The organism is Aureimonas sp. N4, assembly GCF_001463925.1.
GTDB classification, from domain to species: Bacteria; Pseudomonadota; Alphaproteobacteria; order Rhizobiales; family Rhizobiaceae; genus Aureimonas; species Aureimonas ureilytica_A.
This window is the reverse complement of the sequence record NZ_BBWS01000054.1, coordinates 35,374-52,162: the sequence shown is the minus strand read 5'-3', so window position 1 is coordinate 52,162 and position 16,789 is coordinate 35,374. Positions and strand designations below refer to the sequence as shown.

16 protein-coding genes are annotated in these 16,789 nt (G+C 68.5%); 14 read left to right on the top strand and 2 right to left on the bottom strand.

Annotated elements, in window-relative coordinates:
• Positions 1-16: 16 nt before the first annotated feature.
• The 3 genes from AUL28_RS18235 to AUL28_RS18225 all read left to right on the top strand — a co-directional run bounded on the left by AUL28_RS18235 (position 17) and on the right by AUL28_RS18225 (position 3,234).
• Positions 17-1,156 carry a methionine ABC transporter ATP-binding protein gene (locus AUL28_RS18235; RefSeq protein WP_082640569.1) on the top strand — a complete coding sequence of 380 codons (1,140 nt, stop codon included), beginning with the start codon at positions 17-19 and terminating at the stop codon, positions 1,154-1,156.
• A complete protein-coding gene (locus tag AUL28_RS18230) occupies positions 1,149-1,802 on the top strand; it encodes a methionine ABC transporter permease (protein WP_062235397.1) in 654 nt (217 codons plus the stop codon). The genes AUL28_RS18235 and AUL28_RS18230 overlap by 8 nt, the downstream gene beginning before the upstream one ends.
• 94 nt (positions 1,803-1,896) lie before the next feature.
• Positions 1,897-3,234, top strand: coding sequence for an LLM class flavin-dependent oxidoreductase (locus tag AUL28_RS18225; RefSeq protein ID WP_062235557.1), 1,338 nt, complete (start codon positions 1,897-1,899; stop codon positions 3,232-3,234).
• Positions 3,235-3,272: 38 nt separating this feature from the next.
• Here AUL28_RS18225 and AUL28_RS18220 read toward each other — a convergent pair whose 3' ends face one another.
• On the bottom strand, positions 3,273-4,010 hold the full coding sequence (locus AUL28_RS18220) for a ParB/Srx family N-terminal domain-containing protein (protein ID WP_062235393.1): 738 nt from the start codon (positions 4,008-4,010) through the stop codon (positions 3,273-3,275).
• A 381-nt stretch (positions 4,011-4,391) separates the two neighbouring features.
• Between AUL28_RS18220 and kdpF the strand changes: the two genes are divergently transcribed.
• The 11 genes from kdpF (at position 4,392) to AUL28_RS18165 (ending at position 15,957) form a co-directional block, all read left to right on the top strand.
• Positions 4,392-4,478, top strand: coding sequence for a K(+)-transporting ATPase subunit F (gene kdpF, locus AUL28_RS23720; protein WP_058601292.1), 87 nt, complete (start codon positions 4,392-4,394; stop codon positions 4,476-4,478).
• Between the two features lie 191 nt (positions 4,479-4,669).
• On the top strand, positions 4,670-6,379 hold the full coding sequence (kdpA, locus tag AUL28_RS18210; protein ID WP_062235390.1) for a potassium-transporting ATPase subunit KdpA: 1,710 nt from the start codon (positions 4,670-4,672) through the stop codon (positions 6,377-6,379).
• Between the two features lie 113 nt (positions 6,380-6,492).
• Positions 6,493-8,547 carry a potassium-transporting ATPase subunit KdpB gene (gene kdpB, locus AUL28_RS18205; RefSeq protein ID WP_062235387.1) on the top strand — a complete coding sequence of 685 codons (2,055 nt, stop codon included), beginning with the start codon at positions 6,493-6,495 and terminating at the stop codon, positions 8,545-8,547.
• 20 nt (positions 8,548-8,567) lie between these two features.
• Entirely contained in the window at positions 8,568-9,146 is a 579-nt protein-coding gene (kdpC, locus tag AUL28_RS18200; protein ID WP_062235385.1) for a potassium-transporting ATPase subunit KdpC, read from the top strand.
• Between the two features lie 269 nt (positions 9,147-9,415).
• Positions 9,416-12,091, top strand: coding sequence for a sensor histidine kinase (locus tag AUL28_RS18195; protein ID WP_062235382.1), 2,676 nt, complete (start codon positions 9,416-9,418; stop codon positions 12,089-12,091).
• Complete coding sequence (locus AUL28_RS18190) at positions 12,088-12,765, top strand: response regulator (protein ID WP_062235379.1); 678 nt, start codon at positions 12,088-12,090, stop codon at positions 12,763-12,765. The genes AUL28_RS18195 and AUL28_RS18190 overlap by 4 nt, the downstream gene beginning before the upstream one ends.
• 239 nt (positions 12,766-13,004) lie before the next feature.
• Positions 13,005-13,574: a YceI family protein gene (locus AUL28_RS18185; RefSeq protein WP_062220799.1), complete on the top strand. Its 570-nt coding sequence runs from the start codon at positions 13,005-13,007 to the stop codon at positions 13,572-13,574.
• A 116-nt stretch (positions 13,575-13,690) separates the two neighbouring features.
• Positions 13,691-14,083: a COG4315 family predicted lipoprotein gene (locus AUL28_RS18180; protein WP_058601285.1), complete on the top strand. Its 393-nt coding sequence runs from the start codon at positions 13,691-13,693 to the stop codon at positions 14,081-14,083.
• A 5-nt stretch (positions 14,084-14,088) separates the two neighbouring features.
• Complete coding sequence (locus AUL28_RS18175; protein ID WP_058601284.1) at positions 14,089-14,598, top strand: sigma-70 family RNA polymerase sigma factor; 510 nt, start codon at positions 14,089-14,091, stop codon at positions 14,596-14,598.
• Positions 14,595-15,371: an anti-sigma factor family protein gene (locus tag AUL28_RS18170; protein ID WP_062235376.1), complete on the top strand. Its 777-nt coding sequence runs from the start codon at positions 14,595-14,597 to the stop codon at positions 15,369-15,371. Before AUL28_RS18175 ends, AUL28_RS18170 begins: the two co-directional genes overlap by 4 nt.
• A gap of 13 nt (positions 15,372-15,384) precedes the next feature.
• Positions 15,385-15,957, top strand: a complete 573-nt coding sequence (locus AUL28_RS18165) for a cytochrome b (protein ID WP_062235373.1) — start codon at positions 15,385-15,387, stop codon at positions 15,955-15,957.
• A 33-nt stretch (positions 15,958-15,990) separates the two neighbouring features.
• Here AUL28_RS18165 and otnI read toward each other — a convergent pair whose 3' ends face one another.
• Positions 15,991-16,782: a 2-oxo-tetronate isomerase gene (gene otnI, locus AUL28_RS18160; RefSeq protein ID WP_062235369.1), complete on the bottom strand. Its 792-nt coding sequence runs from the start codon at positions 16,780-16,782 to the stop codon at positions 15,991-15,993.
• Between the last annotated feature and the right edge of the window lie 7 nt (positions 16,783-16,789).

The following is a 16,789-nucleotide window of genomic DNA, read 5'->3' as shown; positions in this document are numbered from 1 at the left end:
CGCTGACATGACGGACATGTTCTTCCCCCTCGCTCGCTCGCTGACCGCCGAGCCGAGAGAGGCGCCCGCCCGCCCGGCGCGCAAGCTGCGGGAAGGCGTTGCTGCGCCCCGCCGGGCCGGCTCGGTGCGCTTCGAGAAGATCGGCAAGACCTACCGCGCCGCCGCAGGCGAGGTGACGGCGCTGAGCGGGATCGACGTCGACATTCCCGAAGGATCGATCTTCGGCATCATCGGGCGCTCGGGGGCGGGCAAGTCCAGCCTTCTGCGCCTCGTCAACCGGCTGGAAGCGCCGACCGAGGGCCGCGTTCTCGTGGATGGCGAGGATATCGCCGCGCTGGGCACCGACGCGCTCGTCGCCTTCCGCCGCCGCGTCGGCATGGTGTTCCAGCATTTCAATCTTCTCTCCGCCAAGACCGTGCGGGAGAACGTCGCGCTGCCGCTCGTGGTCGCCGGCGTCGGGCGCGCGGAGATCGACCGGCGGGTGGCCGAGGTGCTGGCGCTGGTCGGGCTGGAGGGCAAGGAGACGAGCTACCCCTCGCGCCTGTCGGGCGGGCAGAAACAGCGTGTCGGCATTGCCCGCGCGCTGGTCTCCGGTCCCGAAATCCTGCTCTGCGACGAAGCGACCTCGGCGCTCGATCCTGAAACGACGCTTCAGATTCTGGCGCTGCTCAAGGACATCAACCGCCGCCTTGGGCTCACCATCATCCTGATCACCCATGAGATGAGCGTCATCCGCGAAATCTGCGACCGCGTTCTGGTGCTGGAGCGCGGCGAGGTCGCCGAGACCGGCCCCGTCTGGCAGGTCTTCGGGAACCCCGGCCATCCCGCGACGAGGGCGCTTCTGGAGCCGCTCCTGCGCCAGCTGCCGGACGATCTGGCGGCGTCTCTGCGGCCCGCGCCGCGCCGGGGCGAAACCACGCAAGCCCTCATCGAGCTGCGCTATGCCGGCACCGCCGAGCCGGACCTCGCCCTGCTCGCCCGCCACTTTCCGGGGGGCCTGCGGCTTCTCAATGCCTCGCTCGATCGGATCGGCGGGCACAGCCAGGGCCGGCTCCTCGTCGCGGCCACGCTCGGCGACGAGGGCGAGCGGGAGCCGATCACCCTTCCCGATCTCCAGACCCCCGATCTCCAGACGAAAGTTCTCGGCTATGTCTGACGCCATGATCGCCCGCCTTCAGCAGGCGCTGATCGACACGATCTCCATGGTCGGCATTTCGGCCGCGATCGCGCTTCTGGCCGGCATTCCGCTGGCGCTGTTTCTGGTTCTCTCCGCGCCGGGCGGCATCGTCTCCGCGCCGCTCACGCACCGCGTCCTGTCCGCGCTCGTCAACGGTTTCCGCGCGACGCCCTTCATCGTGCTTCTGGTGGCGCTTCTGCCGCTGACGCGGTTTCTGACGGGCACCACGATCGGCGTCTGGGCGGCGATCGTGCCGCTGACGATCTCGGCGACGCCCTTTTTCGCGCGGATCGCCGAAGTGTCGCTGCGCGAGGTGGATGCGGGGCTGATCGAGGCGGCGCAGGCGATGGGATGCCGCCGGCGTCACATCATCCGCCATGTGCTCCTGCCCGAAGCCCTGCCCGGCCTCGTCGGCGGTTTCACGGTGACGCTCGTCACCATGATCGGCGCCTCCGCCATGGCCGGCGCGGTCGGGGCCGGGGGGCTCGGCGATCTCGCCATCCGCTACGGCTACCAGCGCTTCGACACGACCTTGATGCTCGTCGTCATCGTCGTGCTGGTCGCCCTCGTCTCGGCCGTGCAGTTTGTGGGCGACCGGGCCGTGCGACGCCTGCGCGAGCGCTGACGCATTTCGAAGCCGACTCCCCACCCGAAACGAACCAAGGCGGATGGCCGGATCATCCGCCGCGCCCTCGCGGCGCGATCCGAGAAAGCCCGACATGACGGCCGCCAAGCCCATTCTTCTCAACGCCTTCACCATGAACTGCGTGGGGCATATCAATCACGGGCTCTGGACCCATCCGCGCGACCGCTCGGCCGACTACACCAAACTTTCCCACTGGACCGACCTCGCCCGAACGCTGGAAGCGGGCCTCTTCGATGCCGTGTTCATCGCCGATATCGTCGGCGTCTACGATGTCTATGGGGGCTCGATCGACCTCACCGCGCGCGAGACGATCCAGCTTCCCGTCAACGACCCGACGCTGCTCGTGCCGGCCATGGCGGCGGTGACGCAGCATCTGGGCTTCGGTGTCACCGTCAACACGGCGGTGGAGCATCCCTATACGTTCGCGCGGCGCGTCTCGACGCTGGACCATCTGACGGACGGGCGCATCGGCTGGAACATCGTGACGGGCTATCTCGACAGCGCGGCGCGCGCCGTCGGCCGCGACGCCATGGCCGAGCATGACGAGCGCTACGACCGCGCCGACGACTATCTCGCCTTTCTCACCAAGCTCTGGGAAACGAGCTGGGAGGACGGCGCGGTTCGGCGCGACAAGGCCGGGCGCGTTTATGCCGACCCCGGCGCGATCCACGAAATCCAGCATGACGGGCCGTATTATCAGGGGCGCGGCACCCATCTCAGCGAGCCCTCGCCCCAGCGCACGCCCGTTCTGTTTCAGGCCGGCAGCTCGGGGCGCGGGCAGCGCTTCGCCGCGCGCCATGCCGAATGCGTCTTCATCTCGGCCGCCGACCCGGACGCCGCCCGGCGCACCTCGCGGGAGTTGCGCGCGGCTGTTGTCGCGGCCGGGCGGCGCGCCGACGACATCAAAATTTTCGTCGGCCTCAGCGTGGTCACCGGCGCGACGGACGGTGAGGCGCAAGACCTCTTGGAGGATTATGTCGGCCACGCCAGCCCGGAAGCGGGGCTCGCGCATTTCGCCGCCGGCAGCGGCATCGACTTCTCGGTCTATGGGCTGGACGACGAGATCAGCTATGGCCCCACCAACGCGATCCAATCCACCGCCGCCGCAGCGCGCCGCAAGGGCCTCACCAAGCGCCAGCTTCTCGATGGGCTGAAGCTCGGCGGGCGCTATCCCCTGCTGGTCGGCTCGGGCGATAGTGTAGCCGAAGCGATGATCCGCTGGATCGACGAGGGCGAGATCGACGGGTTCAATCTGACGCGCACCGTCGCGCCCGAATGCTGGCACGATTTCACCCGCTTCGTCGTACCGGCCTTGCAGGCGCGCGGCCGCTACAAGACCGCCTATGGCGAGGGCACGCTGCGCCATAAGCTGTTCGGATCGGGCGACAGGCGGAAGGCGGCCGGCTCCTGAGCCGAGGATGCCTGTCGCGATTGGCGCGTCGGGCGCGCTCAATCATCCGGGCAGGAAAAGGACTCCGGCTCGTCGCCGATAAAGCCCGGCAGGGCGCGGGCGGCCGGACTGCGCGCGAGAGCGAGGGCCTCATCCACCATCGCCTTGGATGAGCGGCGCACCTTGTCGATGGGCAGCGAGGGTTGCTGGCGCAGCCAGTCGGCCCAGAGGAACTCGGCGAATTCCTTCTGGCGCATCGCGGCGCGGCAATAGCCGCCCTCCTTGCGAAGACGCCACGCGAGGCTGCGATAGGGATCGTCGGGCATGTCGGCCAGCGATTTCGGCAGATCAGCGGGCGTAATGGCACGGCCGTCCTGATCCTCCAGCCAGACGAGATGATCCCGCGCCAGATCCCGCCAGAAGGCCTCGGGCGTCGTGAAGGCGGGGCGCGGGACGAGGGAGCAGAAGGCGATGTTTTGGCCCGCCAGGGCCATGGCCGCCGCGCCATGGTGATGATCGGTGATGAAGAACTCATCACCAGGGCCACGGACGATCTTGATCGGATCGTCCTCCAGTTCGCGCCGCGCCTTGTTCGGCTTGTCGCGGATCTTCTCCGCCTTGTGCCGGACCTCGTCCCTCCCGATGGCCCCCTGCAGGGGGTGCAGCGCGCGCACGTCGCAGGCGCAGGTTTGGCCCGCCGCCGTGCGCGACGAGCAAGGCGGCTCGTCCGCCCGCGCCGGCGAGGCGAGACCGGCCAGCAGCGCGCCCCAAACGACCATTCCCTTCATGCGCGACATTCCCTTTTCCCCCTGTCCGCGACACCACGTCCATACCATGGACCGGACGCCCGTTGCGAAAGCGCGGCGTGCTCCGCCGAGACGTTCCGGGTCCGCTTCACGGCTCTCCGAACTTATGGTTGGGCGGCACGCCGCGCGAGATCGCAAGCCCGCCATGTCCTCTCGCGGGCTCCCGCAGCCGGCGGTATCTCCCATCGATAGGACACGGATAGGCCGAGTCCGCGCCCGAAAATTCGTATGGCGCCTTTATGCCGATCGGGTCCAATTGAACGGCGATCCCGAAAGGAGGGCTCGCATGTTCGATCTTCTCTACCTGGCCGTGGGGCTGGGCTTCTTTGCCGTGATGAGCGCCTATGCGCGCTGGGCCGGGCAGGCCTGACGATGTTCGACCTTGTTCTGGGCGGCGCGGTCGCGCTGGCGCTGGCTCTCTATCTCGTCTTCGCTCTGGTTCATCCCGAGCGGTTTTGAGAGTCTGTTTGACAACCCGACCGGGTCGGTCCGGCGGGTCCTTTTCGCCCCTGTTTCGTTGCCAAGCCTCGCCGATGCCACCGGCATCGACTGCGTTTGGCTGATCACAGGGACAAAAATTTCCTCGTCGGTCCTCCGCCGGCGAGTTGTCAAACAGCCTCTAACCGTCCGATCCTTCAAAGGCAGGTGCCATGACCGTTATCGGCTGGCTGCAAATCCTCTTCATTCTGGCGGCCGTGGTCGCCTTCGCGATTCCGCTCGGCACCTATATGTCCAAGGTGTTTGCGGGCGAACGCACGCCTCTCTCGCCCATCCTGCGCCCTGTCGAGCACGGGCTCTATCGCCTCGCCGGCATCGACCCGGCCAGGGAGCAGGGCTGGCTCGCCTATTGCCTCGCCATGCTGGCTTTCAACGCGGGCGGCTTCGCGCTGCTCTACGCTATCCTGCGCGCGCAGGCCTTTCTGCCGCTGAACCCGCTGGGCTTTCCCGGCATGTCGGCGGATCTGGCCTTCAACACCGCCGTCTCCTTCGTCACCAACACCAACTGGCAGAGCTATGGCGGCGAGACGACGCTCAGCCCCTTCAGCCAGATGGCCGGCTTGACCGTGCAGAACTTCCTGTCCGCCGCGATGGGCATCGCGGTGGCGCTCGCGCTGGTGCGCGCCTTCGCGCGCTCGGGCGCGGCGATGGTCGGCAACTTCTTCGTCGATACGACGCGGGCCGTTCTTTACGTGCTTCTGCCGCTCGCCATCGTCACCGGCCTCGCGCAGGTCGCGATGGGAACGCCGCAGACCTTTGAAACCACCGCCACGGTGCGCACGCTGGAAGGCGCCGACCAGACCCTCGCCCTCGGCCCCGTCGCCTCGCAGCTCGCCATCAAGCAGCTCGGCACCAATGGCGGCGGCTATTACAACGCCAATTCGGCCCACCCTTACGAGAACCCCTCGCCGCTCTCCAACGCGCTCACCATCTGGCAGATGCTGGTGGTCTCGGTGGCGCTCGTCTTCGCCTTCGGCCGGCTGATCGGTGACAGGCGGCAGGCCGTCGCGATCCTGTCGGTGATGGGGCTCCTGCTCGTGACGGCCACCGCCGTCTGCTATTGGGCGGAAGCGAAGGGAACGCCGGTTCTCTCCGTGGCCGGTCTCGATCCCTCGGGCGGCAACATGGAGGGCAAGGAAGTCCGCTTCGGCATCGCCGCCTCCAGCCTCTTCGCCGCCGTCACCACGGGCCTGTCGGACGGCGCGGTGAACGCCATGCATGGCTCCTTCACGCCGATCGGCGGCATGGTGCCGATGGTCCTCATCATGCTCGGCGAGGTTCTGCCGGGCGGCGTCGGCTCGGGCCTCTACGGCATTCTGGTGATCGCGGTGATCTCGGTTTTCATCGCCGGGCTCATGGTCGGGCGCACGCCGGAATATCTCGGCAAGAAGATCGAGGCCAAAGAAATGAAAATGGCGATGCTCGCCATTCTGATCCTGCCCGTCGCGATCCTCGGCTTTTCCGCCGTGGCCGCCGTTCTGCCTGCCGCGCTCGCCGGGCTCGGCAATGCCGGCCCGCATGGCCTGTCGGAAATCTACTACGCCTATACGTCGGCCGCAGGCAACAACGGCTCGGCCTTCGGCGGCCTGTCGGCGAACTCGCCCTGGTGGAACACGACGCTGGGCCTCACCATGCTGCTCGGCCGCTTCGCCTATATCGTGCCGGTGCTGGCGATTGCCGGCTCGCTCGCGGCCAAGCCCAAGCTCGCCCCCTCAAGCGGCACGTTCCCGACCCATGGGCCGCTCTTCGTCGGGCTTCTGGCCGGCATCATCCTGATCCTCGGCGGGCTCCAGTTCTTCCCGGCCCTCGCCCTCGGCCCGATTGCCGAACAGGTGCAGATGCTCGCCGGCAAGACGTTCTGACAGGCAAGACCTTCTGACTGGCCAAGGCGGCCCCGTTCGAACCGGGCCGCCCCTTCGATCCGTCATCCATTCTTCGTCGGTTCCGCAAAGGCCGACCACAAGGAATCCGTTCCATGGCTGCCAAAGCCGCAACCTCCACCTTCCGGCCCGATCTGATCGGCCGGGCCACGATCGACGCTTTCAAGAAGCTCAATCCCGCAGCGCTCCTGCGCAACCCCGTGATTTTCGTGACCGAAATCGTCGCCGCCGTGGTGACGGTCCTGTTCGTGCGCGATCTCGTGGCGGGCAACCCGCTCGCCTTCACCGGCCAGATCATGGCCTGGCTCTGGTTCACGGTTCTCTTCGCCAATTTCGCCGAAGCCATCGCGGAAGGGCGGGGGCGCGCGCAGGCCGACAGTCTGCGCCGCGCCCGCACAGACACGGTCGCCAAGCGCATGGCCTCGCGCACCGACCGCACGAACCTCGCCCCCGTCTCGGCGCTGGATCTCAAGGTCGGCGACTTCGTGCTGGTCGAGACCGGCGATCTCGTGCCGGGCGACGGCGAGATCGTCGAGGGCATCGCGTCGGTGAACGAAGCGGCCGTGACGGGCGAGTCCGCCCCCGTGATCCGCGAGGCGGGCGGCGACCGCTCGGCCGTCACCGGCGGCACCACGGTCGTCTCTGACTGGCTGGTGGTGCGCATCACCGCCGCGCCCGGCTCGTCCTTTCTCGACCGGATGATCGCGCTGGTGGAAGGGGCCGAGCGGCAGAAGACGCCGAACGAGCTGGCGCTCACCATCCTTCTGGTCGGCATGACGCTGATCTTCCTGATCGCGGTGGTGACGCTGACGGGCCTGTCGGCCTATTCCGGCGCGGCCGTCTCCGTGCCGATCCTGGTGGCGCTTCTGGTCACGCTGATCCCGACTACGATCGGCGGCCTCCTGTCGGCCATCGGCATCGCCGGTATGGACCGCCTGATCCGCCACAATGTGCTGGCCATGTCCGGCAAGGCGGTGGAGGCGGCGGGCGATGTCGACACGCTGCTTCTCGACAAGACGGGCACCATCACCTTCGGCAATCGCATGGCCTCGGAATTCGTCGCGGTGCAGGGCGTTTCGGAGACCGAAGCCGCCGAGATCGCGGTTCTGGCCTCGCTGGCGGACGAGACGGCCGAAGGGCGCTCCATTCTGGTTCTGGCGCGTGAGAGCTATCGCGTCGCCATTCCCGAGGCGCAGCCCGAAGGAGCCGAGTTCATCCCCTTCTCGGCCTCGACGCGCCTGTCGGGCGTCGATCTCGGCACGCGGGTCATCCGCAAGGGCGCGGTGGACGCCATCAGGCGCTTCGTGCGCGAAACGGCGGGGCGCGAAGTCGCGGAGCCGGAGGCGTTCCGTCAGGCGGTGGAGCGTATCGCCAAGTCCGGCGGCACGCCGCTGGGTCTCGCCGAAAACGGCCGCTTCATCGGCGTGATCCATCTCAAGGACGTGGTGAAGCCCGACATCAAGGAGCGTTTCGCCGAGCTGCGCCGCATGGGCATTCGCACCGTCATGGTGACGGGCGACAATCCGGTGACGGCCGCCGCCATCGCGGGCGAGGCCGGCGTCGATGATTTCATCGCGGAAGCCACGCCCCAGGACAAGCTGAACTACATCAGAAACGAGCAGCGGCAGGGCCGTCTGGTCGCCATGTGCGGCGACGGCACCAACGACGCGCCGGCCCTCGCCCAAGCCGATGTCGGCGTCGCCATGCAGACGGGCACGCAGGCCGCGCGCGAGGCGGGCAACATGGTGGATCTCGACAGCGATCCGACCAAGCTCATCGAGATCGTCGGCATCGGCAAGCAGCTTCTGATGACGCGCGGCTCGCTCACCACCTTCTCCATCGCCAATGATGTGGCGAAATATTTCGCTATCATTCCCGCGCTCTTCATCGCCGCGATCCCCGAACTCGGCGTGCTCAACGTCATGAATCTGGCGACGCCCGAAAGCGCGATCCTCTCGGCGGTGATCTTCAACGCGCTGGTGATCGTGGCGCTGATCCCGCTGGCGCTGCGCGGCGTGCCCTACCGGGCGATGGATGCGGCCAGCGTCCTGCGCCGCAACCTCGCGATCTACGGCCTGGGGGGAATCCTCGTGCCCTTCGTCGGCATCAAGCTCATCGACATGGCCGTCGCGGCCCTCGGCCTCGCCTGAGATCAGAAGGAGATTCAACCATGCTTTCGCAACTCCGCCCGGCCGTGACGCTTCTGGGAAGCTTCACCCTCCTGCTCGGCCTCCTCTATCCGCTCACCATGACGTCGATCGCCGGCGCTGTCTTTCCCGCCCAGGCCCATGGCAGCGTCGTGATGCGGGACGGACAGGCGGTCGGCTCCTCGCTCATCGGCCAGAGCTTTACGCAAGCCCGCTATCTCCAGCCGCGCCCCTCCGCGGCCGGAACAGGCCAAGGCTATGACGCGTCCTCGTCGTCGGGCAGCAATCTCGGGCCGACCAGCGCCAAGCTCGCCGACCGCCTGAAGACCGACGGCGAGGCAATGCGCGCCGCCACCGGCGCGAGCACCCTGCCCGCCGACGCGATCACGACGTCGGGCAGCGGCCTCGATCCCGACGTCTCGCCCGCCTATGCCGAGCTTCAGGTGGCCCGCATCGCGGGGGCGCGCACCCTGCCCGAGGCCGAGATCCGCCGCGTGATCGCGCAGAACACGACGGGGCGCACCTTCGGCTTTCTGGGCGAGCCGCGCGTCAATGTGCTGGCGGTCAATCTCGCATTGGACGCGCTGGCGCCCAAGGGCTGATCGGCGGGCGTCATCTCTGGAAATCAGGAGGCGTCCGGCAGGGCGCCTCTTTAAGAGCGCCTAACAAAATCTCCGGGCGGAGGATGGTCGAGGGATTTTCGTTATGGACGAGAAGCGAAGCGCAGTCGATGCCGGTGGCATCGGCGAGCATTCGCGACGAAGGCCATGGCGGAAAGGCCTGACCAGCCGACCCCGCGAGATTTTTGTTAGGCGCTCTAAGTTGAACCGGCAATCGGCCATGCCTCTCACGACCCAGACGGAGACACGCCATGATGTCGGACGATGCGCCGCGCGCTTCTCCCGATGCCCTGCTCGGCCAGGCCGAGCGCGAGGGGCGGGGCAAGCTGCGCCTGTTTCTGGGCGCGGCGCCGGGCGTCGGCAAGACCTATGCCATGCTCCAGGCCGCGCGCGCCGCAAAGGCCGGCGGGCGCGAGGTGCTGGTCGGCATCGTGGAAACCCATGGCCGCGCCGAGACGGAAGCCATGGTGGCGGGGCACGATCTCCTGCCGCGCCGCCTCGTGCCCTACAAAGGGCGGCTCGTGCCGGAATTCGATCTCGACGCCGCGCTCGCGCGACGCCCCTCGCTGCTGCTCGTCGACGAATACGCTCATTCCAATGTCGAGGGCTCGCGCCACGCCAAGCGCTGGCAGGATGTGGCCGAATGCCTGCGCGCGGGGATCGACGTCTGGACCACGATGAACGTCCAGCATGTCGAGAGCCTCAACGACGTGGTTCAGCGCATCACGGGCGTGCGCGTGCGCGAGACCGTGCCCGACACCACGCTGGAACTCGCCGACGAGATCGTGCTGGTGGACCTGCCCTCCGACGAGCTGATCCGCCGGCTGGCGGAGGGCAAGGTCTATATCGAGGACACGGCGACCCGCGCCACGCAGAATTTCTTCAAGCCCTCCAACCTCACCGCGCTGCGCGAACTGGCGCTGCGGCAGGTCGCGGCGCAGGTCGATTCCGATCTGGTGGAACGGATGCAGGGCGGGGCGATCGAAGGGCCCTGGGCGGCGGGCGAGCGGCTGCTCGTCTGCATCGGGCCGGACGCGCAGGCCGAGCGGCTGGTGCGCGAGGGGAAGCGCGTGGCCGAGCTTCTGGACGCGCCCTGGTTCGCCGTCACGGTGGAGCGGCCGGGCGTGACGCCCGACGCCGGGGCGGCCTCCCGCCTCGACGCGGCGCTGCAACTGGCCAAGAGCCTCGGGGCCGAAACGCACAGCCTCGTCGCCAACGACCTGCCGGCGGAAATCCTGCGCTTCTCGCGCTTCGAGAACGTGACGCGGATCGTGGTCGGCAAGGCCCGGCCCCGCCGCCTGAAGCTGCCGTTCTCGGAAGGGACGCTGGCGGACGCGATCGTGCGGCGCGCGAGCGGCGTCTCGGTTCTGGTGCTCACCGAAAGCGATCCCGCGCCCGCGCGCCCCTGGCGCTGGCCCGAGCCCGGTCGCTGGACCGGCTATGTCGCGGCGCTCGCCAGCGTCGGCATCGCCTCGGCGGTCGGCTCCGAGCTGGTGCGCTTCGTGTCGCTGCCCAATATCTCCATGCTCTATCTCCTGGCCGTGCTCGCGCCGGCGCTGCTCTATGGCGTCTGGCCCGCGATCCTCGCCTCGTTCCTGTCCTTCGCGGCCTATAATTTCTTTTTCATCGAGCCGACCTTCACCTTCACCATCGCCCGGCCGCACGAGCTTCTGGCGCTCGCGATCTTCCTGATCATCGCCGTCACCATCTCGGCCGTGGCGGGTCAGGCGCGCGAGCAGATGCACGCCTCCGCCCGGCGCACCCGCGCCGCGCGCCGGCTCTACGAGTTCACCCGCACGCTCTCGGGCCTGCCCGACGCGGATGCCGTGGCGGATGCCGCGGCCAGCGAAATCCACGCCGCGATCGGCCGGGCGGTGACGATCCTGCGGCCCGAGGGGGCGGATCTGGCCATTGCATCCGCCTGGCCGCCGGACGACCGTCTGGACGTGCCCGCCCGCACCGCCGCGCGCTGGGCGCACGAGCATGGCGAGACGGCGGGCGCGGGCACTCAGACCCTGCCTTCCAGCGGCTGGACGTTTCTTCCCCTCGCCGTTCAGGAAAGCCGGATCGGCGTGCTCGGGATCGAGCGCCCGCCCCAGGCCGATCCGCTGGACGCCGAATCCCGCGCGCTCCTGTCGGCGCTGGGCGAGCAGACCGCCGTCGCCCTGCAACGCGCGACCCTCTCGACCGAGGTGCGCAGCGCGCGCACGGCCGCCGAGACGGAGCGCGTCCGCAACATCTTGCTGGCCTCGATCAGCCACGATTTTCGAACGCCGCTCGCCTCCATTCTCGGCTCGGCGACGACGCTGATCGAATATCGCGAGCGTCTGGACGAGGCCGCGCGCGACGATCTTCTGGCGCAGGTGCGCGACGAAGCGCGCCATCTCGACCAGATGGTGCGCAATCTCCTGTCGATGACGCGGCTTGAAGCCGGCGCGCTGGAGATCGCGCGGGACTGGGTGGATATCGGCGAGATGCTGAACCGGCTGGTGGATCAGGCGATCCGGCGCGGCGCGACCCAGCGCTTCGCCCTCGATCTGCCCGGCGAGCCGCTCCTCGCCTTTGCCGACAGCACGCTTCTCGATCAGGCCGTGGGCAACGTGATCGGCAATGCGGTCAAACATGCGGGCGCGGAGGCCTCGATCCGGCTCGGCGCCATGAAGGAGGCCGATGGCGTGACCATCGAGATCGCCGATGACGGGCCGGGCATTCCCGAGCCGCTGCGTGCCCATGTCTTCGAGAAGTTCACGCGGCACCGCAGCTCGGCGGCCGATGGCGGCGACAGCGCGGGCCTTGGCCTTGCGATCACGCGCGGCATCGTGGAAGCCCATGGCGGCACGGTGGAACTGTTGCCTCCCGGCGTGGCCGGGCCGCAGGGCGCGCGCTTTCTGATACGATTGCCCTCTCAGCCCGAGGCAAAGGCATGACCCAGCCGACCATTCTCGTCGTGGATGACGAACGCGCCATTCATCGCTTTCTGAAACCCGCCTTGATGGCCGAGGGCTACCGGGTGGTTCAGGCGATGACCGGGACTGAGGCGCTGACGCTCGCGCCGGAAATCCGCCCCGACGCCATCGTTCTCGATCTCGGCCTGCCCGATCTCGACGGCAAGGAGGTGATCCAGCGCCTGCGCCGGACCTCGCAGGTGCCCATCGTCATCCTGTCGGCCCGCGACCGCGAGTCCGAAAAGGTGCGCGCGCTCGATCTGGGAGCCGACGATTATGTCGAGAAACCCTTCGGCGTCGGCGAGCTGATGGCGCGCCTGCGGGCCGCCCTGCGCCATGCCCGGCCCTCGCGGGACGACACGATGCTCGTGGCGGGCGATGTCGAGGTCGATCTGGCGGCGCATGTCGTGCGCAAGGCAGGCCGCGAGGTCAAGCTCACGCGGCGCGAGTTCGAGGTTCTGGTGGTGCTTCTGCGCCAGGCCGGCAAGGTCGTCACCCATTCCCATCTTCTGCGCGAGGTCTGGGGACCGGCCACGGACGGAAATGCGCAATATCTCAGGGTCTATGTCGGGCAGATCCGGCAGAAGCTGGAAGACGACCCCGCCACGCCCCGCCTGATCCTGACCGAACCGGGCATCGGCTATCGCCTGGTTTGAGGCTGAGTCGCGAACGGCGGCGACGGCTGCCTGCGCCTTGCCGCCGCGCGGCGAGGCCCCCGAACCGACCCCATCCGCCTCGACCGCCGTTCCGCGCTGACGGGCTCTCGGGTCGGAGCGCGAACCGGAGCGCCCTGTGGATCCTGCGATTCCAGCCGAAGGATGGGATTAAAGCGCTCCCACGGGTGTTGACCCTGTATCGGACGCCACGCGCCGTTCACTTCGAGGGATCTCACATCATGATCGGCCTTTCTCCTCGCCTTGCCACACTTCTGGCTCTGGCCATCGTCGCGCCCGCGCTGGCGGCCGCGCCCGCGCCCACCGGCGGGCGCTTCCGGATCGACCCGGCCTCGCATATCGGCTTTCATGTGGGGCAGGTCGGCGGCGGCGGGATTTCGGGCACCATTCCGGCCGTGTCCGGCCGCTTCAGCATCGACCGCCGCGATCTCTCGCGCTCGACGGTCGAGGTCGAACTGCGCCCGGCCAGCGTCACGACCGGCCAGGCGCGGATCGACGCCTTCCTGCGCTCGGGCGCGGTGTTCGACGCCGAAGCGCATCCCGATATCACCTTCCGCTCCACGCGCGTCATTCCGACCGGCCCCAAAAGCGCGACCATCGAGGGCGTGCTGACCGCGCGGGGCCAGTCGCGCAACGAGACATTCCAGGCGACGCTCGCCGAGGAAGGCGCGGACCGGCTGGCCTTCCACGTGACCGGCGACGTCTTCCGCACGCCCTATGGCATGGGCGTCGGCACGCCGATCTATTCCAATGTCGTGAGCTTCGACATGCAGCTGGAGGGCGTGCGCTGAGGGCGCTTTCGCCAGTCGGCAAAAAAAGCGCGCGTGGCGGGATGAAACCCGGCTGCGGGGTGTTCTTCTGTTGGCGGGCGGCTCGTCCGTGTCTCCTCCGTTCAAGGATATGATCGATGACCAAGCCATTCCTGATGCTGGCCGGCGCGCTCTTCGTGCTCGCCTCCCCCGCCGCGCAGGCCGAAGACATGGCCGGCGGCGCTATTAAAGAGGTGCAGACCGCCAAGGGCGAGGTTCTCGCCGACGCCAAGGGCATGACGCTCTATACGTTCGACAAGGACCAGAACGGCGTTTCGGCTTGCTACGACGACTGCGCGAAGAAATGGCCCCCGCTCCTTGCCGCCAAGGGCGCGAAGGAAGAGGGCGAACTGACGCTCGCCAAGCGCCGCGACGGCGCGCTGCAATGGGCGCATGAAGGCATGCCGCTCTATCTCTGGCAGAACGACAAGAAGCCGGGCGACGTCACGGGCGATGGCGTCGGCGGCGTCTGGCACGTCGCCAAGGACTGATCGGCATGGGCGACGTCCTGAACGATATCGCGGACTGCGTGCCGGCCCTGCGCCGCTACGCGCGCGCCCTGACCCATGACCCGGACGGGGCCGACGATCTCGTTCAGGACTGCCTGGAGCGGGCCATCGCCAAACGCTCCCTGTGGCGGCCGATCGGCCCGATCCGCCCCTGGCTCTTCCGCATTCTCCTGAATCTCCATCGCAACGCGCTGCGGGATCGCCGGCGCCGACCCGCCACCACGCCGGTGGACGAGCTGGCCGACATCCTGCCCGCGCCGGGCTCGGCTTTCGAGCGGGCGGCGCTGGCGGAGACGGCGCGCGCGATGGAGCGCCTGCCGGGCGAGCAGCGCGAGGCGTTGCTGCTCGTGGCCGTCGAGGGGCTGGGCTACGCGGAAGCCGCGGCGATCCTCGATATTCCCTTGGGAACCCTGATGTCACGGCTCGGCCGGGCGCGCGCGACCCTGCGGCAGATGACGAGCGAGAACGGCAGACCCATCTTGAAGGCGATCAAATGAGCGGCGAAACGCGGGACATGAGCGAAAGCGAGCTGCTCGCCTATGTGGACGGGGAGCTGGACGCGGCGGGGCGCGCGCGCGTCGAACGCCGCCTGGCCGCCGATCCGGCCGCCGCCGCGCTGGTGGAGGACTGGCGGATGCAGAACCGCCGGCTGGAAGCCCTTTATAGCTCCGCCGCGCGCGAGCCTGTGCCCGATCGTCTGCGACCGGCTCTCATGGTGCGTGCGCGCCGCGACCGGGCCGCCGGCTCCTGGCGCCAGCTGGCCGCCGCCTTGGCGCTCCTCGCACTGGGCGCGGGCAGCGGCTGGTTCGGCCATGCCCTCCTCGCCCCCGAGGGCGCGGCGGGCGAGCCCTTGGTGGCGCAGGCGATCGAGGCGCATGATCTTTATTCCAGCGAGGTTCTGCATCCGGTCGAAGTGAAGGCCGAAGACAGCGCCCATCTTCAGACCTGGCTGTCGAAGCGGCTCGACCGGAAGCTGTCCATCCCCGACCTTCGACCGCTGGGGCTTTCTCTCATCGGCGGTCGGCTGCTGCCGGGCGCGGGCGGGGAGCCGGCGGCGCAGATCATGTACGAGGACACAGGCGGTCAGCGCCTGACGCTCTATGTCCTGCCGACCGAAGAGAGCGGGGAGTCGGCCTTCCGCTATGCGAAGCTGGACGGGCTCGAGGCGATCTCCTGGCGCGATGAGAACGTGCGCTGCGTTCTGGTCGGCGGCCTGCCGCGCGAGCGTCTCCAGACCATCGCCAAGCTCGCCTATGGCGAGCTGATCTGAGGGGGGGGCCGACATGAGGTGGCGCAACACGCCCGCACGCTATGGGGCGGTCAGCCGGGTGCTGCACTGGGCCATCGCCCTCGCCTTCGTCGCGCAGATCCCGCTGGGCTTCCTGACGCAGGCGACGGCCGACCAGCCGGCGCTTCAGTTCCAGCTCTACCAGTGGCACAAGTCGATGGGCTTCCTCGTGCTGAGCTTGGCCGCGATCCGTGCTCTCTGGTCCTTCGCCAATCCGAAGCCGAGGGATGCGGCGGGGCCGCACCGCGCCGGGGCGACGCTCGCCCGCACGGCCCATGCCGTGTTGCTTCTTCTGACGCTTGCCGTGCCGTTGACAGGTTGGGCGATCGCCTCGACTTCGCCACTTCAAATCCCGAGCTTCGCCTTCGATCTCGTTCTGGTGCCGAACTTGCCGATGGACGTGTCCGACGCGGCCGAGGCGTTCTGGTCGAACATTCACGTGTGGCTGGCTTATGGGGCCGGAGCCCTCGTCGCGATCCATGCGAGCGCGGCGGTTTATCACGCCTTCCGCCCCCATGCCGGCTCGCTTCATGGGATGCTGCCGGAGCGACGGGTCCAGGCTCGATAACAGCCTCCGATCGGGTGTCGGCCGTTCTCGCACCTATTCCGTTTGCATCCCGGTGAGCGCCGAGAACCAGCCGAGCCCGCCCTGCGTGGTCCCGCGCGGCCGGTACTCGCAGCCGACCCAGCCGTCATAGCCCGCCTCGTCGAGCTGGCCGAAAAGCCAAGGGTAATTGAGTTCGCCCCGGTCCGGCTCGTGGCGCTCCGGCACCGAGGCGATCTGAATGTGGCCCACGGCCGAGCGGTAGGTTTCGAACAGACGCCAGACGTCCCCGTCCATGATCTGCGCGTGGTAGAAGTCCATCTGAACCTTGAGGTTGGGCAGGCCGATCTCGCCGACGATCTCATGGCCCTCCCGCTGGTGGTTCAAGAGATAGCCCGGCATGTCGCGCGTGTTGATCGGCTCGATCAGAAGGGTGATCCCCTCGTCGGCGAGGCGCCGGGCGGCGGAGGCGATGTTGCGCCGGTAGAGGTCGAGGGCCCGCTCGCGCTCCATCCCCGCCGGCAGAAGCCCGGCCATGGCGTGCAGCCGCTCGCAGCCGAGCACCCTGGCATAGGCGAGCGCGGTCTCGACGCCGGCGGCGAACTCGGCCTCGCGTCCCGGCAGGCAGGCGAGGCCCCGTTCCCCCGCCGCCCAGTCGCCCGGCGGCATGTTGAAGAGCGCCTGGGTCAGGCCGTACCGCCGCAACCGGTCGGCGATGGCCCCGGCCTCCCACTCGTAGGGGAACAGGAACTCCACCCCGGCAAAGCCCGCCGAAGCGGCCTCCTCGAAACGCTCGAGGAACGGCACCTCGTTGAACATCATGGTGAGATTTGCGGCAAAGCGCGGCATGGCGGCG